We start from the raw sequence: 17,904 nt of genomic DNA, 5'->3' as shown, positions 1-17,904 counted from the left end.
TCAGTTTTGATCTCCTTTTTTCGCCCGGGCGATTGCGGCTTCAAGATCGGAGGACAAGTCGCTTAAACCGTCCTCCGTTTCCCAAATTTCGTTAAATCTCAGCTGAAATTGCGCTGCTTCCCGAACTCTGTGATAGAAATAAAGTTCCTGAATGTTGCTGAGCACTTTATTGACTAAATTCGAGTTATCCTCAAACATTTTCTGCGATTCAACGATTTCCCCGCGAATGCTGGACATTTCCTGATCCAACAAGTAAGCAGCCTCTGCCGCCTTGCTCAAACGTGCCCTAACATCAGCCGGCAATTGCTCTTTATATTTATAATTCAAGGAATGTTCGATGGTCGCCCAGAAGTTCATGGCAAGTGTTCGAATCTGCACCTCGGCTAGTATTCGCTTCATGCCTAATGCCGTTTGTACCGGATACTCAATAATGATATGAAAGCTTCGATATCCGCTTGGTTTCTTATTGGTAATGTAATCTTTCTCGTAGACAATACTCATATCCTGCCTGCTGCGAATGAGTTCAGCCAGACGTTCGATGTCCGCAACAAACTGACACATAATCCGAATACCGGCAATGTCCTCAATGCCGGATTCCAATTGATCCATCGGTACGTTCAAACGTTTCGCTTTTTCCAACATGCTGGATATTTTCTTAACGCGGCCTGTTACGAATTCAATGGGGGCATATTCTTCCCTGCTTTTGAGTTCGCCGCGCAGCGTTTTGAATTTTACCTTTAACTCTTCTACCGCTTGTTCGTAAGGCAGGAGAAATTTTTTCCAGTCTCGTCCATCCATTGATTTTTCCTCCATTCCGAATGAAGTCAGTTGTGATCTGCACCGATTGCCTGGGAAATATGAGTATACCCATCTTTTTTGAGTAAATCTTGAAGTCCACGATTAATGTTCGTAAGAATGCCTGGACCTTCATAGATTAAGCCTGTATAAACTTCAACCAAGCTCGCGCCGGCACGAATTTTGTCATAGGCGTCTTTCGCCGTAAATATCCCGCCAGCCCCAATGATCGGTAGCTTGCCTTCCGTCAGTTGGTAGACGCGTCGAATGACCTCCGTGGAACGCTGTGTGAGCGGACTTCCACTAAGCCCGCCAGCTTGCGAACGGTTCGCATGCACGAGTCCTGCTCTGCTCAGCGTCGTGTTCGTCGCAATGATTCCGGATACTCCGCTGTCCTTGATCGTATGCACGGTCAATTCCAACTCATCATCCGTAAGATCCGGCGCTATTTTCACAAGAACGGGCTTACCTGCATCGCCATTCTTTTTCTGTTGAAGCTGCATTTCGGCCGTAACCGCATCAAGCAATCGCTTCAAATCATTCCCATGCTGTAAATTACGCAAGTCCGGCGTATTTGGTGAGCTAATATTGACGACAAAGAAGTCGCCGTATGTATATAACTCCCGGATGCAAGCCCGATAATCCTCTTCGGCCTGCTCATTGGGAGTCGTTTTGTTTTTGCCGATATTGATGGCAACTGGGATATCACGCTTGCCTGTCTGTTGCAGATTGTACGCCATCTCGTCCGTCCCAACATTGTTAAACCCCATCCGATTGATTAGCGCCTTGTCCTCGGGTAAACGAAATAACCGCGGCAGCTCATTGCCTGGTTGCGGCTTAGGTGTGATCGTACCAACCTCCATGAATCCAAAACCTAACTGTGAAAATCCTTTAACTGCTTTTGCATTTTTGTCTAATCCTGCGGCCAAACCAACCGGATTGGCAAACTCCAGTCCCCATATACGCTGATTCATAAGTGGAGAGTTCTGCACTCCGTACATGGATTTAAGTAATTGCGCTCCGCCTGGGAAACGAGTTACCGCACTTAGACCGTCAATGGTCAGATGATGCGCCTTCTCAGGGTCCATTCGAAACAAAATTGGTTTGGCTAACTTCTTATACAGCATGTCCTATGCACTCCGTTCTCTAATGACTCTAACAGTCAGTTTAGCTGACAATGTCCAATTATGCAATCCGAAGTAAGACATAAACTTATTTTTTCAAACAAAAAATCCCTGCTCCATGAAGGTTGCAAGGGAATAGATTTCACAGCCAAACTCTATACTTCCGAGCGCAGAAGCAGCCGTTCCAAATGCATCGTAAGATAACCGGTTTCGTCGTCCGGCACTTCCAATTGAAGTGCATCGCTGAGCATAAGCGACAGGACCTTCGCCTTCACATAGGTGTCCCCGTACTCTTCTTTGATTTTATCCAGCAGCGTATTTTGAAGTGTCTTTTTTTGTTTAACCCGCTCAATGACACCTTTCAAATGACTGATGAAACGCAATGTGGAGAAGGAGTCATCGAAGTTAAAGCCTAACTCTTTGGCCGATTCAATCGTTTTCGATACGATTCTGACGACCGCCAAGGAATCCGAAGCCTGCTCCTTTTTGCGTGCGCTATTAAAGTGCATCGTCAAAAAAGCAACCTCATCTTCCGGCAATTTGACATCAAGATGATCGTTAAGGAATTCGACTGACTTCTTGGCGACTTTGTACTCCTCCGGGTACAGATAACCAATTTCATAAGCGAAGGGATTCGTGATGAAAATGCCTCGTTTCTGCCGCTCAACCGCAAAATTGATATGGTCTACTAAGGAGGCATGAATCGTCTCCGAGAAATCACCTTCCAGCATGCTTTGCGCGTAAGCGATAACCTCTTCGGTGATCCCGATAATTTTCACGTCAACGGCGTTAAGAATTTGTTCGTAATTCCTGAGCACCTCTGAGGTATGCAAGAGGAATTCTTGCGTGATCTCCGCTTCATCTATCGGCATGCCTGGTGTCTTTTTAAAGCCGATCCCCTTACCGAAAGCTATCGAGTTTTTCCCTGATGTCAAATGCGCCATCACCACATTGTGTGAGAGTACATGAATGATCGTCCGTTCAATCATAAGACACCTCCCTTTCTTTGTTTCGGGGTCCCCCTCATAAGTCGCCTTCCGGGGATATTTAGGCTTGTCCTGATTTGTCTTTGTGGATGTGAAGCATAGGTTTAATGCTTTCTCGAATTTGTTCGGACTCCGTTCCGAATACAACGTGTACATTCCCTTTTCCAAGCCGGATAACGCCTATCGCCCCGAGCTCCTTGAGTTCATTGTCCAACACAAGCTTCTCTTCATTAACCAATAAGCGAAGTCGCGTAATGCAAGCGTCAATTGAAATGATGTTGGAAGGACCACCGATATGTTTTAAAATGCGGGTTGGACGATCTTCTTTCGTCTCAATTAACGGAATTGCTTCCTCCGTTTCTACCTCAGCCGTTTCATCGCGAGCGGATACTTTGATTGGGAAGAAATACAGATAAACCCGGAACGTTACATAATAGAGAAGAAAGTAACCTACACCAACAATAAGAATGAGATAAGGGTTCGTGGAGATATGCCAATTCAGCACAAAATCAATGAATCCTGCTGAAAAACCAAAGCCCATTTTGACTTGAAGCACATTCATAAGCAGCATTGAAATACCCGTTAAGCAGGCGTGGATGACGTATAAGCCAGGAGCAACGAACATAAAAGCAAACTCGATCGGCTCCGTCACCCCTGTTAGAAAGCTGGTCAAACCGGCGCTTAGCAAAACAGGGACAACCAATGGTTTATTGACCGTTGGTGAACTTTTAATCAAAGCCAAGGCTGCTGCCGGAAGTCCGAACATAATCACGGGATAAAATCCTGTCATAAACATCCCAGCTTCCGGGTCGCCTGCGAAAAATCTGGAGATATCGCCATGTACGATTTTGCCCGTTGCGGTGCTGTAATCCCCTATTTGAAACCATGCGATATTATTAATGATGTGATGCAAGCCGGTAGGAATCAGCAGACGATTCATCATGCCATAGATGAGCACACCGATATTCCCATTATCAACAATCCATAATCCGATAACGCTAATCGATTTCTGCACCGGAGGCCAGATGGAGCCCATCAGCAGCCCTAGAAAAACCATAACCATTGCTGTTAGCAAAGGAACAAAACGTTTCCCGCCAAAAAAACCTAATGCTTTAGGCAGCTGTATATGCTGAAAACGATTAAAGAGAGAGGCAGACAGGATGCCGACAAGCATCCCTCCGAGGACCCCCATATCCAAGCGTTCAGCCGAGTCCGTACCTGTATGAAAAAGCTGCAATACATTATTAAACACGAGATACCCTACCGTTGCCGCCAATGCCGCGACGCCATCTCCGGACGTCAGTCCGATGGCAATGCCAATCGCAAAGATTAAGGGTAAATTGTCAAAAATCGCGCTTCCGCCTGACTCAAAAATATGAGCCACCTGCATGAGAAAAGGATCACTGAACGTCATTTTGCCTATACGCAATAGAATGGATGCCGCCGGCAGCACCGCAATCGGAATCATTAAGGAACGTCCCATTTTTTGCAAAAGATACATCGATCTCATTCTGTCTCACCTATTAAGCCCACAAGTTTGGCCGTTTCTTGTTTGCTCTTTCCTATCCCAATTATAGTAGAAAGAACACCCTCCCGAAAGGATAAAATCCTCTAGGATAAGGTGTTTTTTCTATGCAACAGTGTGCTGTTATTTCACCGCTCCCGCCGTAATCCCGCTTGCGATTTGGCGTTGGAAGATGATATACACAATCAGGGTTGGGAGGGTCGTAATCAGAAGACCTGCGAACAACGGCCCCCACTCCACACGATACTGCATTTCAGCTTGCATAACGGCTAAACCGATTGGAAGTGTATACTTCGTTGGCTCATTCGTTAAAACAACGCCCAAGAAATATTCGTTCCAGTTATTGAGCATATTCGTAATCATAACCGTAATCAGACCAGGCTGTGACAACGGCAGCATGACTCGGAAGAAAGTACCGTAATGAGAGGTCCCGTCAATGATAGCGGCTTCTTCAATTTCTTTCGGCAGCGATTTGTAGAATCCGACCAGCAAGAAAATTCCGAATGGCAAGTTCAGCGCTGCGTACACAAGTATCAACCCCAGCCACGTATTGATCAACTGCAAATCATTGAGTAAGAAGAACAGTGGGATCAAAGCCAACGCGAAAGGAATCATCATCGATGAGATGTAAATCGTAAAAATAATTTTATTTCCTTTAAAATCATACCTCGCTAAAATATACGCCGTCATCGCCGCAAGAATCATGCCAAGCAGGGTGCTTCCTGCAGTGACAATAATGGAATTCAGAAAATAAGTGCTGAAGTTATATTTGCTCCAGACATAGGAGAAGTTGGACCATAACAGTGGATATTTCGGCAGCGCCCAAGGGGCGTTCAAGAAAAATTGCTCATTATTTTTGAGTGCGTCGAGCAGTGTCCATAACAAAGGATACAGGACGGCAACGCCCCAAATCAGAAGAATGATCCAGACAATCGTTTTGGCTAACGGATTTCTAATCTCCATAAGATGGTTCCCCCTCCTTCAGAATCTTTCTTTTTCTAAGATGGCCTTAATGCATTTCGATGGTTTCCTGGCGCATAACGCGCTGCAGAATAAGGGTTGTGATCAGTGAGACGATCAGGATCATCACACCGATGGCCGCTCCATAACCGAAATGATACTGTTGAAAAGCCATCCGATACAGGTAAGATCCCATCACTTGGGTTGTATTGTCAGGCTGCCCGCCGTTCGTCATGAGCTGAACAATGACAAAGGAACCGTTGAGCGTTGTGATTACAATGTTAACAACCGAAACTTTAATTTGCTCCCAGATGAGCGGCATCGTAATGTTGCGGAATTGCGACCATTGACCGGCTCCATCTATATTAGCTGCTTCGTAGTAGGAAGCAGGAATATTCACGATTGCAGCAATCATCAAGATCATGTAAAATCCGATGCCAGCCCAGATCGTAGGCGGCAATAGCATCCAAATCGTATGCTGAGGAAAACCTAGCCAAGTAATATCAACCTTTTCACCTGTAAATAGCGATAGGAAAGCATTCAGGAATCCAATTTGCGGATTGTAGATGAAGTTCCAGAGTACGCCGATAACAACGACTGAGATGACATTCGGGATAAAAAAGATGGCTCGGAAAAAACCGGATCCTCTCACTCTGAAACGTGTCAAAGCGACTGCGAAGAACGTGGCCAGAATCATAATGCCAATCACTTTACCAACGACTAAGAAATAATCATTCCCAATGGCTGTAAGGATAATTGGGTCTTTAAATATCTCTTTGAAATTGTCAAAACCGATAAATGTACTGTTCTCCGACATTCCTGACCAATCGTAGAATGACTTCTGCAAGGCCTGTATAACAGGATAGATCGTGAACACACAGAAGAATAAAAAAGTCGGAATGATGAATGAAGCGATGAACATATTCCTTTTCCACACTTTTGACTTGGCCTTCATTCTATCCTCACCGTCCTATCATTAAAATGGCGGAGAACGCCTAGGGCACTTAGCCTTATTTGTTCTCCGCACTGCCTCATACGGTTGCTATTTCTTCTGCTTGGCGACGACATCCGTTACACGTTTTACCCACTCTTCAGGGGTAATGGTTCCGATTGTCAAGGCAACACTCGCATCTTGCATAGCTTTGTCAACGTCCGCTGCGAAGGAAACCGTAGGTACGACCACTGTGTCCGGTGAAGACAAGAATTTGGCAGCGTCTTTAACGAAGTTAGGTGCTTTGGAGGAAGAGATGTCACCTTTAACGTTAGAAGGAGCTCCGCTCAGCTCAGCCCATTGGGAAGCTTGCGTTTTGGAGAATACGAACTGCATGAATGCTTTTGCAGCATCTTTGTTTTTCGCTTTTTTCGCGATGGCAAATGTCGCTGTGGACGTGTTCGCTACCACTTTTCCACCTTTATCTTGCGTGATGGAAGGGATGAATCCGAAGTCGAAGGAAGCTGGAACGTCTTTCGCCATTTCGTTTGGCAGCCACAACCCGTTCGGGATGAAAGCGTCTTTGTGCTGCAAGAACAAGGATTGGGAATCCGTGTGGTTGATTTGAACGGATGCTTTATCGATGAATCCTTTATCGCGCAATTGAACGATTTTGTTCAGACCTTTGATGATGGCAGGGTTTTTCCAAGCTTCAAGATTGTTTGTGGACATATCTTGCAGCAATTTGTAGTCATTGTTATTCGCCGATACGATGGCAGGGAATAGTACTGCACCATTGATGTAATAAGGGTATTTACCAGTGTGAATGAAAGGATTAATGCCAGCGGCTTTAATTTTCTCGCTTACTGCCAAGAAATCTTCAAAGTCTTTTGGCTCCGCCCAAGCTTTTTCTTTGAATAGGGCTTTATCGTAGAAAATACCCCATGAGCTCATAACGAAAGGAACGTTATAGATTTTGCCGTCAAATTCTTGTGGCTTTTGAGCAAGCAAATCGATAATTTTGTCGCCGTCAACGTTTTTCGCGTCTTTGATCCAATCTGTCAAATCTTCCAGTTGACCGTCTGTCACCATTTGGCGATCGAACAGTTCAGGTCCATCAATATATACGAAATCAGGTGGGTTACCAGCGATCCAACGGGGTTTCATTTGTTCGTTGATTTTTGGTCCCGCACTTTCTTTAATTTTCAGATCCGGGTTTGCCGCTTGGAAATCAGCAATAACTTTCTTCCACCATTTGTCGCCGTATCCGCCAACAAAGTATTGGATTTCAAAATCACCTGTTAGTTTTTTTGCTGCTGCCGCAGTAGGCGCAGCGCTTGCAGCGGCTGTGGCTGCTGGTGCTGTTGATGCAGCGGGTTTTGTCGTTTCTGCCGGAGCGGCGGTTTTACCACAACCTGCTGCTACAAGTACCATAGATGCAGCGAGGCCCATTGTTGACCATTTTTTCATGTTCATGTGTTCATCTTCTCCCTTTTTTAATAAATCTGTTTGGTTATTTTGGAGTAGCGAATTTCCATCATCCTGTCCATCCGACGTTTGTACGACCAACCCCTTTCAGCAATCCGTTATTGAAAAAAAATAAAAGGGCATAGTTATAGAAGAAGACTTGCTTTCTTCTAATAACTAATGCCCTTACGGTAACATGTTATTAAAACTAACATATTAAATTATTTTTGTTGCTTTGTGTGACTAAATCTTACAACATAATGACATGATCGTCAATACCTGTTACAAAAATTTCCTTGTGGCTACTATATTCTATGATCGACCCATCTTATGATATGATAGATCATATCGTTTAATCCTAAGTAAAGGGTGATTCCTATGTCCAAACGCAAACCAACAGCTGTTAATCGTAGAGTCAAAGAGGAAGTCAATAAGAAAGCCATCATTTGGACAGGCGCCATTTTGCTTGTTGTCATAATCGGCATGACATTACTGCTCATTTTGGACAAATGATTACAACTGAAATGATTGAATTTATCACATTTTGAATTGTAATCGCTTTCTTTGCGATTGTCAATACAAATCCTCAGCTGCTTGTATGAACAGCAAATAACCCCGTCTGAATCTGATTCAGGCGGGGTTTACTTCAATCATTTATAAGGCTGACAGGACAGGGTTAATCCAACCATTTATACTTCTTACCTGGATTGCTGTCATTTGTCTGCAGCGGCAGTCCGAAGGATTGATTCGGCTTCCCTCTCCCAGCTCCACTGCCAGGGGATCCTGCTCCCGCTCCTGATCCGTCGCCTGAACCCGGCTCAGGCAAAATCCCCTTGCCAATGGTTACTTTCGTTTGATGTGTCACCATGTCATAAAGCTCTTCAACATCCGCCTGCTGCATCCTGACACAGCCGTGAGACTCATCTTTGCCGATGCTGGAAGGTTTGTTCGTCCCGTGAATAGCATACAGCGTATCGGATAACGTCATACCTCGGCTCCCGAATTCTCCATTGGATTTGCCGTTTGGGTTGCGCACCTTTTCGCTAATGATAAAATCACCCTGAGGCGTTTTCTCGCCGCCTAACCCGACAGGATAGCTGCGAATGATCTTATCTCCGCTAACCAAGGCAAGTAGATGCTTATCTGTGTCAATCATGATGCTGAGCGGTTCACGCAAAGGGTCGCTTGATGTTTTAGGCTGCGAGCTGCTCGGCATAGCCGCCCCTTTGCCCTCTGGACCAGATTGCGCTCGTTCCTCTGCTTGCTTCGTCCCCTGAGCCTGCCCAGGTGGGGCAGGATTGGCTTTCAACATCTTGAGCGTTTGTGGAAACAGCTCCTTCATCTCCGGCGTAAGCCCCGGAAGCAAATTGTCCGGGTAGGGCTTGGCCAGCTGATCAGGCGCCTCAGGGAGCGAACCCGTTTTCGCTTGATAAGCCTTCATCGCGCTCTGCAGCACTATCGCCTGTTCACGATCCTTCATCCATTGCTCAATGACAGGAACAAGCGCTGTGCTGTCAGCAACTTGGCATGAGCATATTTGCGACTGATAGTATTTCAAAGCAGACGAATTCCCGCCTCCACCATCAGACGTCACACTTAACAGCGGACTCACTGATCTGTTCCACTCGATCCATTTGCCATCTGCACTGCGCGGCGCTTGCATAATAACCGATTCTCCGGCGCTCAAGCTGGAAGTAGCAAGGACCTGCTGAAGCCCTCTCCCCCAATCCCCTTCCGAGAAATATAACTTCGTCCCTGGCCCTGGCACTTCTCCCTGTATTTGAGCGGATTGAACCTCGGCATTAGCATTCGCGTTTTTGCCAGGTGCTGTCTTTGCAGCTTCATTAGTCACACCGCCATTCGCAGAGTCTATTGCGGCTGGAACTGCCAAAAGCAGCAAAAGCACCAAGAGCGGCATCCACTTCCCTTTATTCCTCACCCGGCTCGAACTCTCTGCCCCCTTAGCGTTCCTAGAGACGGTAGATGGATCTGTAGGAAGCGGACCTTCAATTATTATTTTTTGACGCTCAAAAGCCTCATAAATCTCGCCAGCTTGCGCAAAACAGTAGGCTGCCTTGCCTTCTTTCCCTTGCGCCGCGTATTCTCTCCCCAATAAATACCAAGCCATTTTATGATCAGGATGCTCTTTGACATATTTCTTAAGATACAGCGGATCTTCGATCGGATTATGTTGGAAGAATCGTTCCAACTGATCTTGGCGATGATTATTTTTCATCCCGGACACCTCCCCGCACGAACTTCGAGATTAACTCTCTCAAATTTATCGGCAGATGAAGCTTGGAGTTGAAGCTCAAATTAAAACAAGCCCAACAAGGTTCCCCTCGCTAGGCTCGCTTATTTCTTATTTCACAAATGATTTAGTGCGTAAAATCGCTGTATGCGTCGCTTCATCCCACTGAACATCCAAACCGATTTGTTCCGCGAAGAAACGAATCGGCACATACGTCCTGTCCTGCTTCACATAAGGCGATACATCCGTAGATTGCTTCACATCCGCTTGTCCCGATTGTTTAAGCACAATGCCAGTTTCACCAATGGTTAGCTCCACAGTCGTGGTTCCTTTATTCAGTTGTACAATCTTTTTGCCGGCTTGTTCTGCATACTTAACTTCGAAACCAAATGTTTCGCTGATTGCTCGAACCGGAACCATCGTCCGTCCATCCTGAAGCTCAGGCTGAGCATCGAAAACAATCACTTTATCGCCATGTACGACATTAATTCCTTGGCTGGCTAAATTTGACGGTAAATGATACGGCGTTATTTTACGGATTTTATTATTCGAAGAATCTGCAACAAGGATATTTCCTTGTTCCGTTACCATGACATCACTAGGATTATAAAATTCAGCTGCCCGCTCAACCCCATCCGTCTCACCTGTTTGCACCGTGCCGGATATCGTTGTAACCTTACCATCCAATAAATAACGAATCGCATGATTTAAGCTGTCTGCTATCAAAACTCCGCCTTCTGAAGTCACGGCGAGTCCTCTTGGAAAATCAAACTTAGCTTTCAACGCTTCGCCATCAGCGAAGTCACCTCCAGCATACAGCTCATTTTTTTCATAAATCGTATTATTGCTTAAAAGTGCCGTAGATCCAGCTACTGTCTTTACGCTGCCAGCTTGCAAATCGATGTACCGTATGCGTTGATTGCCTGTGTCGCTTACGTACAGATTTCCTTTGCTGTCCAGAGCAAGACCGGAAGGCTCATTGAACTTTGCTTCAGCTAAACTACCGTCTTGGTACTCACCAGCAAATGATGCCTCTCCGGGACGAATCAGAATTGCACGAGTAGAGGCTGCATTCAATGTTGAAACCGTTCCGTCCGTAGAAATTTTACGAATCACATGATTCAGCGAATCCGCTACGTATACAATTCCATCCGCCGTTACCGCAACATCACTCGGATGATAGAAACTCGCGTCCGCTCCTTTGCCATCCTTCTTACCCGGAACACCGTTTCCTGCAAGCGTAGTAACTTGTCCGTTCGTGTCCACTTTACGAACCGCGTTATTCGCAGAGTCGGCTACATATACATTCCCCTTGCTGTCAACGGCCAAGCCTGACGGAGCATTAAAAAATGCTTCAGAGGCTTTGCCATCCAGGAGCCCTCCCGTTGGAAATCCTTGGCTGTTCGTCGTAACAACAACCTCTGGTCCTGCGAACGTCGTAACTTTGCCTCCCGATACCTTACGAATAAGATGATTGCGAGTATCTGCAATCAGAATGCTGCCGTCAGGCAGTTGAAGAACACTGCCCGGCGCACGAAATGCGGCACTTAAGGCATCGCCGTTTACATCTTCAAAATCCCCAATCCCGGCGAACGTCGTAACATCCGCTAGAATTTGGCCATTGCTCGAACGCAGCGCATCTGCTGACAAGCCCGCCGCCCACGCGGACGAACCTATAAGTAAAGTCGCAGCCGCAAACGTAGAAATAAGGATATATTTTAAGGGTTTCATAGGTTTCTCCTTTAATAATTCGATTAAACACCCGTATGGAGATCTAGATCTAAAGTTACCGGCTGAATACTCGATTCAACAATGGGGATGGTTTGAACGGACGTGCCATTTTTCCGTACAATGACGATCTTCCCAACACTAACTTCTTGATGCCCATAACCTTGCAAAGGAATTGTCACTAGCTTTTGAAGATCAGAAACCTTGATATTGCCTGCATCCCCATAACCCGTGACCGCGTAAATCAGTTCTTTTTGACCATCGCCCACATGTTCTTTGATATGTTCGACATAATTGGTACTGTTTTCCCGCCCAAAAATCGTTCCATTAACAGGCGGCATGTCATCACTGTAATAAGTATCTTCACCATAGAACAGATGGACCTCTACACCATAAATATCATTAGATTCAACGAAATTTTTCAAATTAATATCCAAGTTGTATGTATTGGGATTTGGACTTGTTTCGTTTAATGTCGCTGTTAGACTCACAGCCGGCACTGGTGTATCAGGATTACCTGGATTTGTATTTCCACCGGAACTTCCTCCGGAATTCGTACCTTCAACGATCGGTGGTGTCACTGGTTTAACGGCTTCCGACGCCTTCAACTTCGCCAATGCATCTGCTTTAGCCTTTTCCTCGGCGGCTTTCGTAGCTGCCTCCAGCTTTTTCTTCTGCTCTTCCAACAGTTTAAGCTGCGCCTCCAGCTGCTTCTTCAGCTCAACTTGCTTTTTTTCCTGTTCGAGCTTCTTTTTCAGTTTTTCAGCATCAAGTTTCTTTAGAAGCTCTTGTTTTTGTTTCTCTTTTTCAGCGTCTACACCCGCCGTTTTATCCAAATCCTTCACTTTGCTCAAATCTAATTTCTTGTTTTCCTCAGAAATCTTTTTATTGGCGTCTGCAATCACTTTATCCATCGAAGATTGATCAAGTTTCTTTTCAGCCAGAGCTTTTTTGGCAATGTTTCCGATTAAATTATCGAAATTTTGTTTCACTTTCTCGAGCTCATCCTTGCTCTTTACGACTAAATTCTCATCATCGGTTACATTGCCCTCAGCAAGTTCCGTTGCTTTCTTGGCGATGAATTCCTCATTTTCTTTATCGATTTCCGCTTTGTTCAGGATGAACTCTTTGATAACTTCAGGCGACGCCTGCTTGACGAAATCATCCAGATCGAGGAAATCCACTTTCAATGCCAAATCCTCAGTTTCATCTCTGCCATCAAGTGAAATTTGTTGCGTGGGATACAAGTAGGTAACAGCTGTTTTCTGCTCCGAATCCTCGCCCGTTGTTACCGTAGAAGCGGACACTTTACCTGCCCCAACCGCCATTTTGATGGCACCTGTTACCGGATCAACCATCACAAAGAACTGCGTTCCCCGGACACCCATGACGGCAGTCGGTGTTTCAACTTCAAATTCATCATTGGAACCGGCTAATGATTTCACTTTGACCCACAAGGAACCTGCCCATACTTTGAGCTTGGACTTCTTGTTTCCATCCGAAGTATTGAGGTCGGACACATTGATTTCCGCATTTTCCCCCAAGGTTACATCCGCATCTCCGTTGCTCAAATTAAGCGTCACAGATGAGCTCGCACCCGTATAAACGGTATCCCCTTGATTTAAACTCATGTTCTCATAAGCATCGTATGTTTTGGAGCCTCCGCCTTTTTTGACAGTTACTTCTCCTGATAAGACCGATACAACAGCAACCCTAACCGTTTTGGCATCTACAGGCTTAACAAGCAGCACGGATATCAAACTAAATATCAAACTTAAGCTTAAACATAATGAGACAAATGATTTCTTGGACATCCCCACACCAGCTTCCTCCCTAGTTTCCAACTTTACAGATTCCCGATGACTTCATATACCGCTACGGGTTTTTCTTTCCCTTTAACTTTGATTTCACCGATAGACGCAATTTCAAAAAGGTCTTTGACCCGCTCATACGTTTGCTCACTAATGAGAATTTGCCCTGGTTTTGCATTCGATTCCAGACGTGCTGACAAATTCACGGTATCTCCGATCGCCGTATAGTCCAGACGAAGGTCTTCGGAGCCAATGTTCCCGACTACTGCAGGTCCGCTATTGATGCCCAGACCGAATTTCACGCCGATCCCGTACTTCTCGATCAACTTCTGCTCAAGCACATTCGCCTGCGACTTCATTTCAATCGCTGCGCGAACAGCCATTTCCGGGTGATTGTCATATTCAATAGGAGCGCCGAACATCGCCATAACACCATCACCTATGAACTTATCAAGCGTTCCATTGAATTTAAAAATCGCCTTCGTACATACATCCAAATATTCGTTCAAAACTTGAATGACTTGTTCGGGCTCTAACCGTTCTGACATTGGCGTAAATCCGCGAATATCAACGAAAATCAGAGATATATCCTTACGGCTTCCACCAAGCTTGACATCTTCTCCAGATTGCAACAGCTCGTCTACTACCGACTTTGAAACAAATCTGCCGAAGATCCCTGTTACCCGATTACGCTCTTTGCGCTCATCCAGGTAATGACTTACCAATGACCATATGTATATAGTGACTAGGGCAAATTGCGGATAAACGAGTGGCGCAAAAGTTGAACCCGCAATATAAAAGGCTAACCACACGCCTCCATAAACAACGAACATGCCAATGAAAATAAATAGTGCGGTTTTCCCTTTAAATCTCTCAAATAAGTAAATGGCTAGTACGGAAATAAGTAGAATAAGACCAATTCCTACAGGCGTACTTGCGTCTTTATAAAATTTGCTTTCCAACAAAGTTTGGATCATATTGGCATGGATTTCGATTCCAAACATTTTGACAGAACTGATCGGCGTAGGATATTCGTCCTGCATTGCCGTCACGAAAGGCCCAACCAATACAATGCTGCCTTGCAGAGGCAAAGGATTTTTGCTATTCAAAACATCCACAAATGACAGCATCTCGTAACCGGTAGTAGCATCCACTTTCTGCCTGGGCAGCGTGAAAAACTCCGTCGTTACCTGATTTCTTTCATTTGTCGGCAAAACGGCACTGCCGCGTTTCCATTCTCCCGTCGCCTCATCTCGTTTAACCTTCTCATTGTCGTCAAGTACGAGATTGGCAAGGGCAACGCTGAAAGCTGGTATGAAAGTCCCATTCTCATCCGGCAATCCCACCGGAAGCTTTCGTGCTTTTCCATCTTTATCGACAAACACATTAATATGCGCCATTTGCTGCTTATTAGTTGTTAAGGTTGTCGTTGGGTAGTCAACTCTCTCAGGCACAAGATCTCCTGCTTGCTGCTGTTTGGAGGGGTAATTGATTTGAACGGGCAGGATAACATTATGATATTTGGCCAGAACATCAGCCAATGCCTTATCGTCTGCGGGGTTTTTGGAAGGTTCAGCTAAGACCACGTCTATGCCGATTGCAGCTGCGCCGGATTGTTCCAGCTTCTCTATCAATTGCGCGTAGGTTGTTCGGTCCCACGGGAATTTCCCGATTGCTTTTAACGATTTCTCATCAATCTTGACAATTTTGATCCGATCCTCCGGTTGGCGTTCTTCCACAGATTTGGCTTTACGCAACACATCTTGAAGGGGACCCTCAATAAAATAAAATAACCCGCTCGAGTTCACCGTGTAGAAATATGTCGACAACAGCATCAACACAAGTCCCGCTGCCAACGTATTGATCCATTTCTTTTTACCCATAAGAGCCTCCCCATGCATACTAGCTTCATTGTAAGATGGAGGAAAACAATTGGCAATGAATTGTTACAAAAAAATACAAATTGTAGCAGAAAAAAAGCCCGATCCCTTTGCAGGAACCGAGCTTTTTCGACATATTGTGGAACGCGCCACAAGTTGGGTTATGATTAGTTAAAAGGTGAATCCGCAACTTTGATGGAATCAGTTGGGCAGCCATCTTGTGCATCCTGTAGATCATCGAACAGATCTTCAGGGATTTCAGTTACCCCTTTGTTACCATCTCCATCAAAAATCACTTCTGCCAAGCCCTCATCATCGTAATCATAGATGTCTGGTGCTGTAGCTCCGCAAGCGCCACAAGCAATACAAGTATCTTTATCAACGAATGTATACTTTGCCATAGTTTAACTCCTCCTCATTTTATCCTCATTGTAAAATATAATATAAATGAGGACAAAGTTCAAACCTTAAAATTGTTCTGCCTTAAAATACCTTTCAACAAAGTCTGCGAGAGCAACAATGTCATTCAAATCAAGCTTTGGCAGGGTTGAGAACCGAGAATCCAGCGCCTCCATATCCGTTGCAATCGCTATAGGCTCGTGTTCTAGAGCTTGAATAATTTCACTCTGCTCTATTGTACGAAAGACAGCGATCTTTGGATGCTTTTCCCGCTTAAATCCTTCAACAAAAACATAATCCATGTGAGCATAAGCGTTGATTTGCTCTTGCAAGTCAGGCTTGCATTTTTTTTCATAGACATGAATAGAATCAGTAGAGATTGTTACGACAGCTTCCGCACCGGATTGCGCAAAAATTGTAGAATCTGCTCCGGATGCTTCCTTATAGTGTCCATGTGCATCATGTTTCAATACAGCGATCTGCTTGCCGCGGCGTTTCATTTCAATGACTAGTTTAGCAATCAAAGTCGTTTTGCCGCTGCCGGAATATCCGGCAAAACCGATACAATGTGCCATAATCCCCTCACTTCTCCTCTTCCTTATGAAGCGGATTATTTTTCAAATGATCCATCTGCAAGGAAGTTCCTCTTGACTTATGATTTCTAATAAAAGCAGAAGGGTCGTCACTCATCATACCCGCGGTCAGAATCGCGTTCTCGCCAAACTTATCCCGGAGTCCATCCATGATTTTATTTAAATTTTCGCGTTTTGGCTGCTTCTCGTAATCAAATAAATCAAGCTGCACGAACGTCTCTTCTTTGCTCGTTAGATTTTGCAAGGTAATCCCCAACAACCGGACCGGGTTGCCGTCCTCCCATTGATGATCGTACAGTTGGCAGGAAGTTCTGTAGATGTCATCCATATGCTCCGTCGGCGTAGGCAAAGTAACGGATCTCGTAATCGTCCTCATGTCCGGATCACGAATGGTGATTTGGATCGTGGACGTCATCAATTCCTGCTTCCGAAGCCTTCTTGCCACCTGATCGGCAAGATTCAAGAAAACGCGGTGAATCTCTTTTCTTTCTATATAATCCCGAGGCAGTGTTGTCGTATGGCCGATAGATTTACTTTGCTCTTGCTCAGGGTTAACCAGCGAGTTATCGATCCCATTCGCCGAACGCTTTAGATGTGGGCCCAAAACGCCAAAATGCTTACTTAGCAGCAGCTCGTCACCCTCCGCCAGTTGCCCGAGTGTGAAGATGCCTAGCTTTGTCAGCTTGTCCGCCGTCTTTTTGCCAATCCCGTATAAATAGTTGCACGGTTTGTCCCATAAGACAGTTGGCACGTCCCGGAGGCGCAGAACAGAGATGCCATTCGGTTTTTTCATATCCGAGCCCATTTTAGCTAATAATTTATTTGGTGCAACGCCAATGGAGCAGGGCAGCTGCAGCTCCTTCATAATCCTTTGCTGGATTGTCCCGGCAATTTCAAGAGGGGTACCAAACTGTTTGGATCCGGTAATATCTACAAAACACTCGTCAATCGACATCGATTCGACCATGGGAGAATAGCTGTAGGCGATTTGCATAAAACGTCTTGAAAAACTGCGGTACAATTCAAAATCAGGCCGGATAAGCATCAAATCAGGGCATATTTTCAAAGCCTGTCCGACCTGCATGCCTGTCTTAATTCCCATCGATCGGGCCACATAAGAGGAAGTTACAATGATCCCTCTGCGGAGCTCCACACTTCCGGCAACTGCGATGGGTTTCCCTCTATATATGTCTGGCTCGACAGCCTCATGGACCGAACAATAAAATGCATTCATATCAATATGCAAAATAACTCTGCCTTGCTTGGGATAGTGATGCTCGACCGTCGTCATTTCACAACCCCTTCCATATTCAAAAAACTAGATGAAAGTCATTTTCAGCATACAAAAAAATATGGGTTCAAGCAAACGCATTTTTGAGTTATGATGTCTTTACCCGTAATATTATGTTATAATCGTAAATTATACATTAGCGCTTTAAAGCAAGCATATTAAC

The 17,904-nt window shown here is 45.1% G+C and carries 15 protein-coding genes; 1 reads left to right on the top strand and 14 read right to left on the bottom strand.

The genetic code is table 11. The features are described 5' to 3' along the window. The 7 genes from yjbM to AC3WTJ_RS22060 form a co-directional block, all read right to left on the bottom strand. Positions 1 to 798, bottom strand: a complete 798-nt coding sequence (gene yjbM, locus AC3WTJ_RS22090) for a GTP diphosphokinase (RefSeq protein ID WP_127454532.1) — start codon at positions 796 to 798, stop codon at positions 1 to 3. A gap of 26 nt (positions 799 to 824) precedes the next feature. Next, positions 825 to 1,922: a quinone-dependent dihydroorotate dehydrogenase gene (locus AC3WTJ_RS22085; RefSeq protein WP_157322616.1), complete on the bottom strand. Its 1,098-nt coding sequence runs from the start codon at positions 1,920 to 1,922 to the stop codon at positions 825 to 827. Between the two features lie 152 nt (positions 1,923 to 2,074). Beyond that, positions 2,075 to 2,908, bottom strand: coding sequence for a PRD domain-containing protein (locus AC3WTJ_RS22080; RefSeq protein ID WP_157322619.1), 834 nt, complete (start codon positions 2,906 to 2,908; stop codon positions 2,075 to 2,077). A 58-nt stretch (positions 2,909 to 2,966) separates the two neighbouring features. Next, complete coding sequence (locus AC3WTJ_RS22075) at positions 2,967 to 4,415, bottom strand: PTS transporter subunit EIIC (protein ID WP_492523642.1); 1,449 nt, start codon at positions 4,413 to 4,415, stop codon at positions 2,967 to 2,969. Between the two features lie 138 nt (positions 4,416 to 4,553). Further along, positions 4,554 to 5,393, bottom strand: a complete 840-nt coding sequence (locus AC3WTJ_RS22070) for a carbohydrate ABC transporter permease (protein WP_492523641.1) — start codon at positions 5,391 to 5,393, stop codon at positions 4,554 to 4,556. Between the two features lie 46 nt (positions 5,394 to 5,439). Continuing rightward, the gene (locus AC3WTJ_RS22065; protein ID WP_127454540.1) at positions 5,440 to 6,345 is read right to left on the bottom strand and encodes a carbohydrate ABC transporter permease; all 906 of its coding nucleotides are present in this window, start codon (positions 6,343 to 6,345) and stop codon (positions 5,440 to 5,442) included. Positions 6,346 to 6,432: 87 nt separating this feature from the next. Then, a complete protein-coding gene (locus tag AC3WTJ_RS22060; RefSeq protein ID WP_326061632.1) occupies positions 6,433 to 7,797 on the bottom strand; it encodes an ABC transporter substrate-binding protein in 1,365 nt (454 codons plus the stop codon). 369 nt (positions 7,798 to 8,166) lie between these two features. Here AC3WTJ_RS22060 and AC3WTJ_RS22055 point away from each other — a divergent pair, with 369 nt between their 5' ends. Further along, positions 8,167 to 8,301: a hypothetical protein gene (locus AC3WTJ_RS22055; RefSeq protein WP_258567649.1), complete on the top strand. Its 135-nt coding sequence runs from the start codon at positions 8,167 to 8,169 to the stop codon at positions 8,299 to 8,301. A gap of 163 nt (positions 8,302 to 8,464) precedes the next feature. Here the strand turns inward: AC3WTJ_RS22055 and AC3WTJ_RS22050 are convergent, their stop codons facing one another. The 7 genes from AC3WTJ_RS22050 to AC3WTJ_RS22020 all read right to left on the bottom strand — a co-directional run bounded on the left by AC3WTJ_RS22050 (position 8,465) and on the right by AC3WTJ_RS22020 (position 17,741). Continuing rightward, a complete protein-coding gene (locus AC3WTJ_RS22050) occupies positions 8,465 to 10,024 on the bottom strand; it encodes a L,D-transpeptidase (protein ID WP_492523640.1) in 1,560 nt (519 codons plus the stop codon). A 126-nt stretch (positions 10,025 to 10,150) separates the two neighbouring features. Beyond that, a complete protein-coding gene (locus AC3WTJ_RS22045; RefSeq protein WP_492523639.1) occupies positions 10,151 to 11,770 on the bottom strand; it encodes an NHL domain-containing protein in 1,620 nt (539 codons plus the stop codon). 23 nt (positions 11,771 to 11,793) lie between these two features. Continuing rightward, entirely contained in the window at positions 11,794 to 13,581 is a 1,788-nt protein-coding gene (locus AC3WTJ_RS22040; protein ID WP_492523682.1) for a FecR family protein, read from the bottom strand. Positions 13,582 to 13,613: 32 nt separating this feature from the next. Further along, positions 13,614 to 15,461 carry a CHASE2 domain-containing protein gene (locus AC3WTJ_RS22035; protein WP_492523638.1) on the bottom strand — a complete coding sequence of 616 codons (1,848 nt, stop codon included), beginning with the start codon at positions 15,459 to 15,461 and terminating at the stop codon, positions 13,614 to 13,616. A 164-nt stretch (positions 15,462 to 15,625) separates the two neighbouring features. After that, complete coding sequence (locus AC3WTJ_RS22030) at positions 15,626 to 15,859, bottom strand: ferredoxin (protein ID WP_127454548.1); 234 nt, start codon at positions 15,857 to 15,859, stop codon at positions 15,626 to 15,628. Positions 15,860 to 15,925: 66 nt separating this feature from the next. Continuing rightward, a complete protein-coding gene (mobB, locus tag AC3WTJ_RS22025; RefSeq protein ID WP_492523637.1) occupies positions 15,926 to 16,432 on the bottom strand; it encodes a molybdopterin-guanine dinucleotide biosynthesis protein B in 507 nt (168 codons plus the stop codon). 7 nt (positions 16,433 to 16,439) lie between these two features. Then, on the bottom strand, positions 16,440 to 17,741 hold the full coding sequence (locus tag AC3WTJ_RS22020; RefSeq protein ID WP_492523636.1) for a DNA polymerase IV: 1,302 nt from the start codon (positions 17,739 to 17,741) through the stop codon (positions 16,440 to 16,442). Positions 17,742 to 17,904 lie beyond the last annotated feature (163 nt).

It is taken from the genome of Paenibacillus sp. FW101-FHT12H11, from assembly GCF_058790355.1.
This window is presented reverse-complemented; position numbering and strand designations above follow the sequence as displayed.

Excerpts from the sequence above, each read along its gene's own strand:
- AC3WTJ_RS22020 (WP_492523636.1), bottom strand. The coding sequence starts at position 17,741 with ATGACGACGGTCGAGCATCACTATCCCAAGCAAGGCAGAGTTATTTTG.
- AC3WTJ_RS22050 (WP_492523640.1), bottom strand. The coding sequence starts at position 10,024 with ATGAAAAATAATCATCGCCAAGATCAGTTGGAACGATTCTTCCAACAT.
- mobB (WP_492523637.1), bottom strand. The coding sequence starts at position 16,432 with ATGGCACATTGTATCGGTTTTGCCGGATATTCCGGCAGCGGCAAAACG.
- AC3WTJ_RS22060 (WP_326061632.1), bottom strand. The coding sequence starts at position 7,797 with ATGAACATGAAAAAATGGTCAACAATGGGCCTCGCTGCATCTATGGTA.
- AC3WTJ_RS22080 (WP_157322619.1), bottom strand. The coding sequence starts at position 2,908 with ATGATTGAACGGACGATCATTCATGTACTCTCACACAATGTGGTGATG.
- AC3WTJ_RS22055 (WP_258567649.1), top strand. The coding sequence starts at position 8,167 with ATGTCCAAACGCAAACCAACAGCTGTTAATCGTAGAGTCAAAGAGGAA.
- AC3WTJ_RS22035 (WP_492523638.1), bottom strand. The coding sequence starts at position 15,461 with ATGGGTAAAAAGAAATGGATCAATACGTTGGCAGCGGGACTTGTGTTG.
- AC3WTJ_RS22085 (WP_157322616.1), bottom strand. The coding sequence starts at position 1,922 with ATGCTGTATAAGAAGTTAGCCAAACCAATTTTGTTTCGAATGGACCCT.
- AC3WTJ_RS22065 (WP_127454540.1), bottom strand. The coding sequence starts at position 6,345 with ATGAAGGCCAAGTCAAAAGTGTGGAAAAGGAATATGTTCATCGCTTCA.
- AC3WTJ_RS22070 (WP_492523641.1), bottom strand. The coding sequence starts at position 5,393 with ATGGAGATTAGAAATCCGTTAGCCAAAACGATTGTCTGGATCATTCTT.
- AC3WTJ_RS22030 (WP_127454548.1), bottom strand. The coding sequence starts at position 15,859 with ATGGCAAAGTATACATTCGTTGATAAAGATACTTGTATTGCTTGTGGC.
- yjbM (WP_127454532.1), bottom strand. The coding sequence starts at position 798 with ATGGATGGACGAGACTGGAAAAAATTTCTCCTGCCTTACGAACAAGCG.
- AC3WTJ_RS22040 (WP_492523682.1), bottom strand. The coding sequence starts at position 13,581 with ATGTCCAAGAAATCATTTGTCTCATTATGTTTAAGCTTAAGTTTGATA.
- AC3WTJ_RS22075 (WP_492523642.1), bottom strand. The coding sequence starts at position 4,415 with ATGAGATCGATGTATCTTTTGCAAAAAATGGGACGTTCCTTAATGATT.
- AC3WTJ_RS22045 (WP_492523639.1), bottom strand. The coding sequence starts at position 11,770 with ATGAAACCCTTAAAATATATCCTTATTTCTACGTTTGCGGCTGCGACT.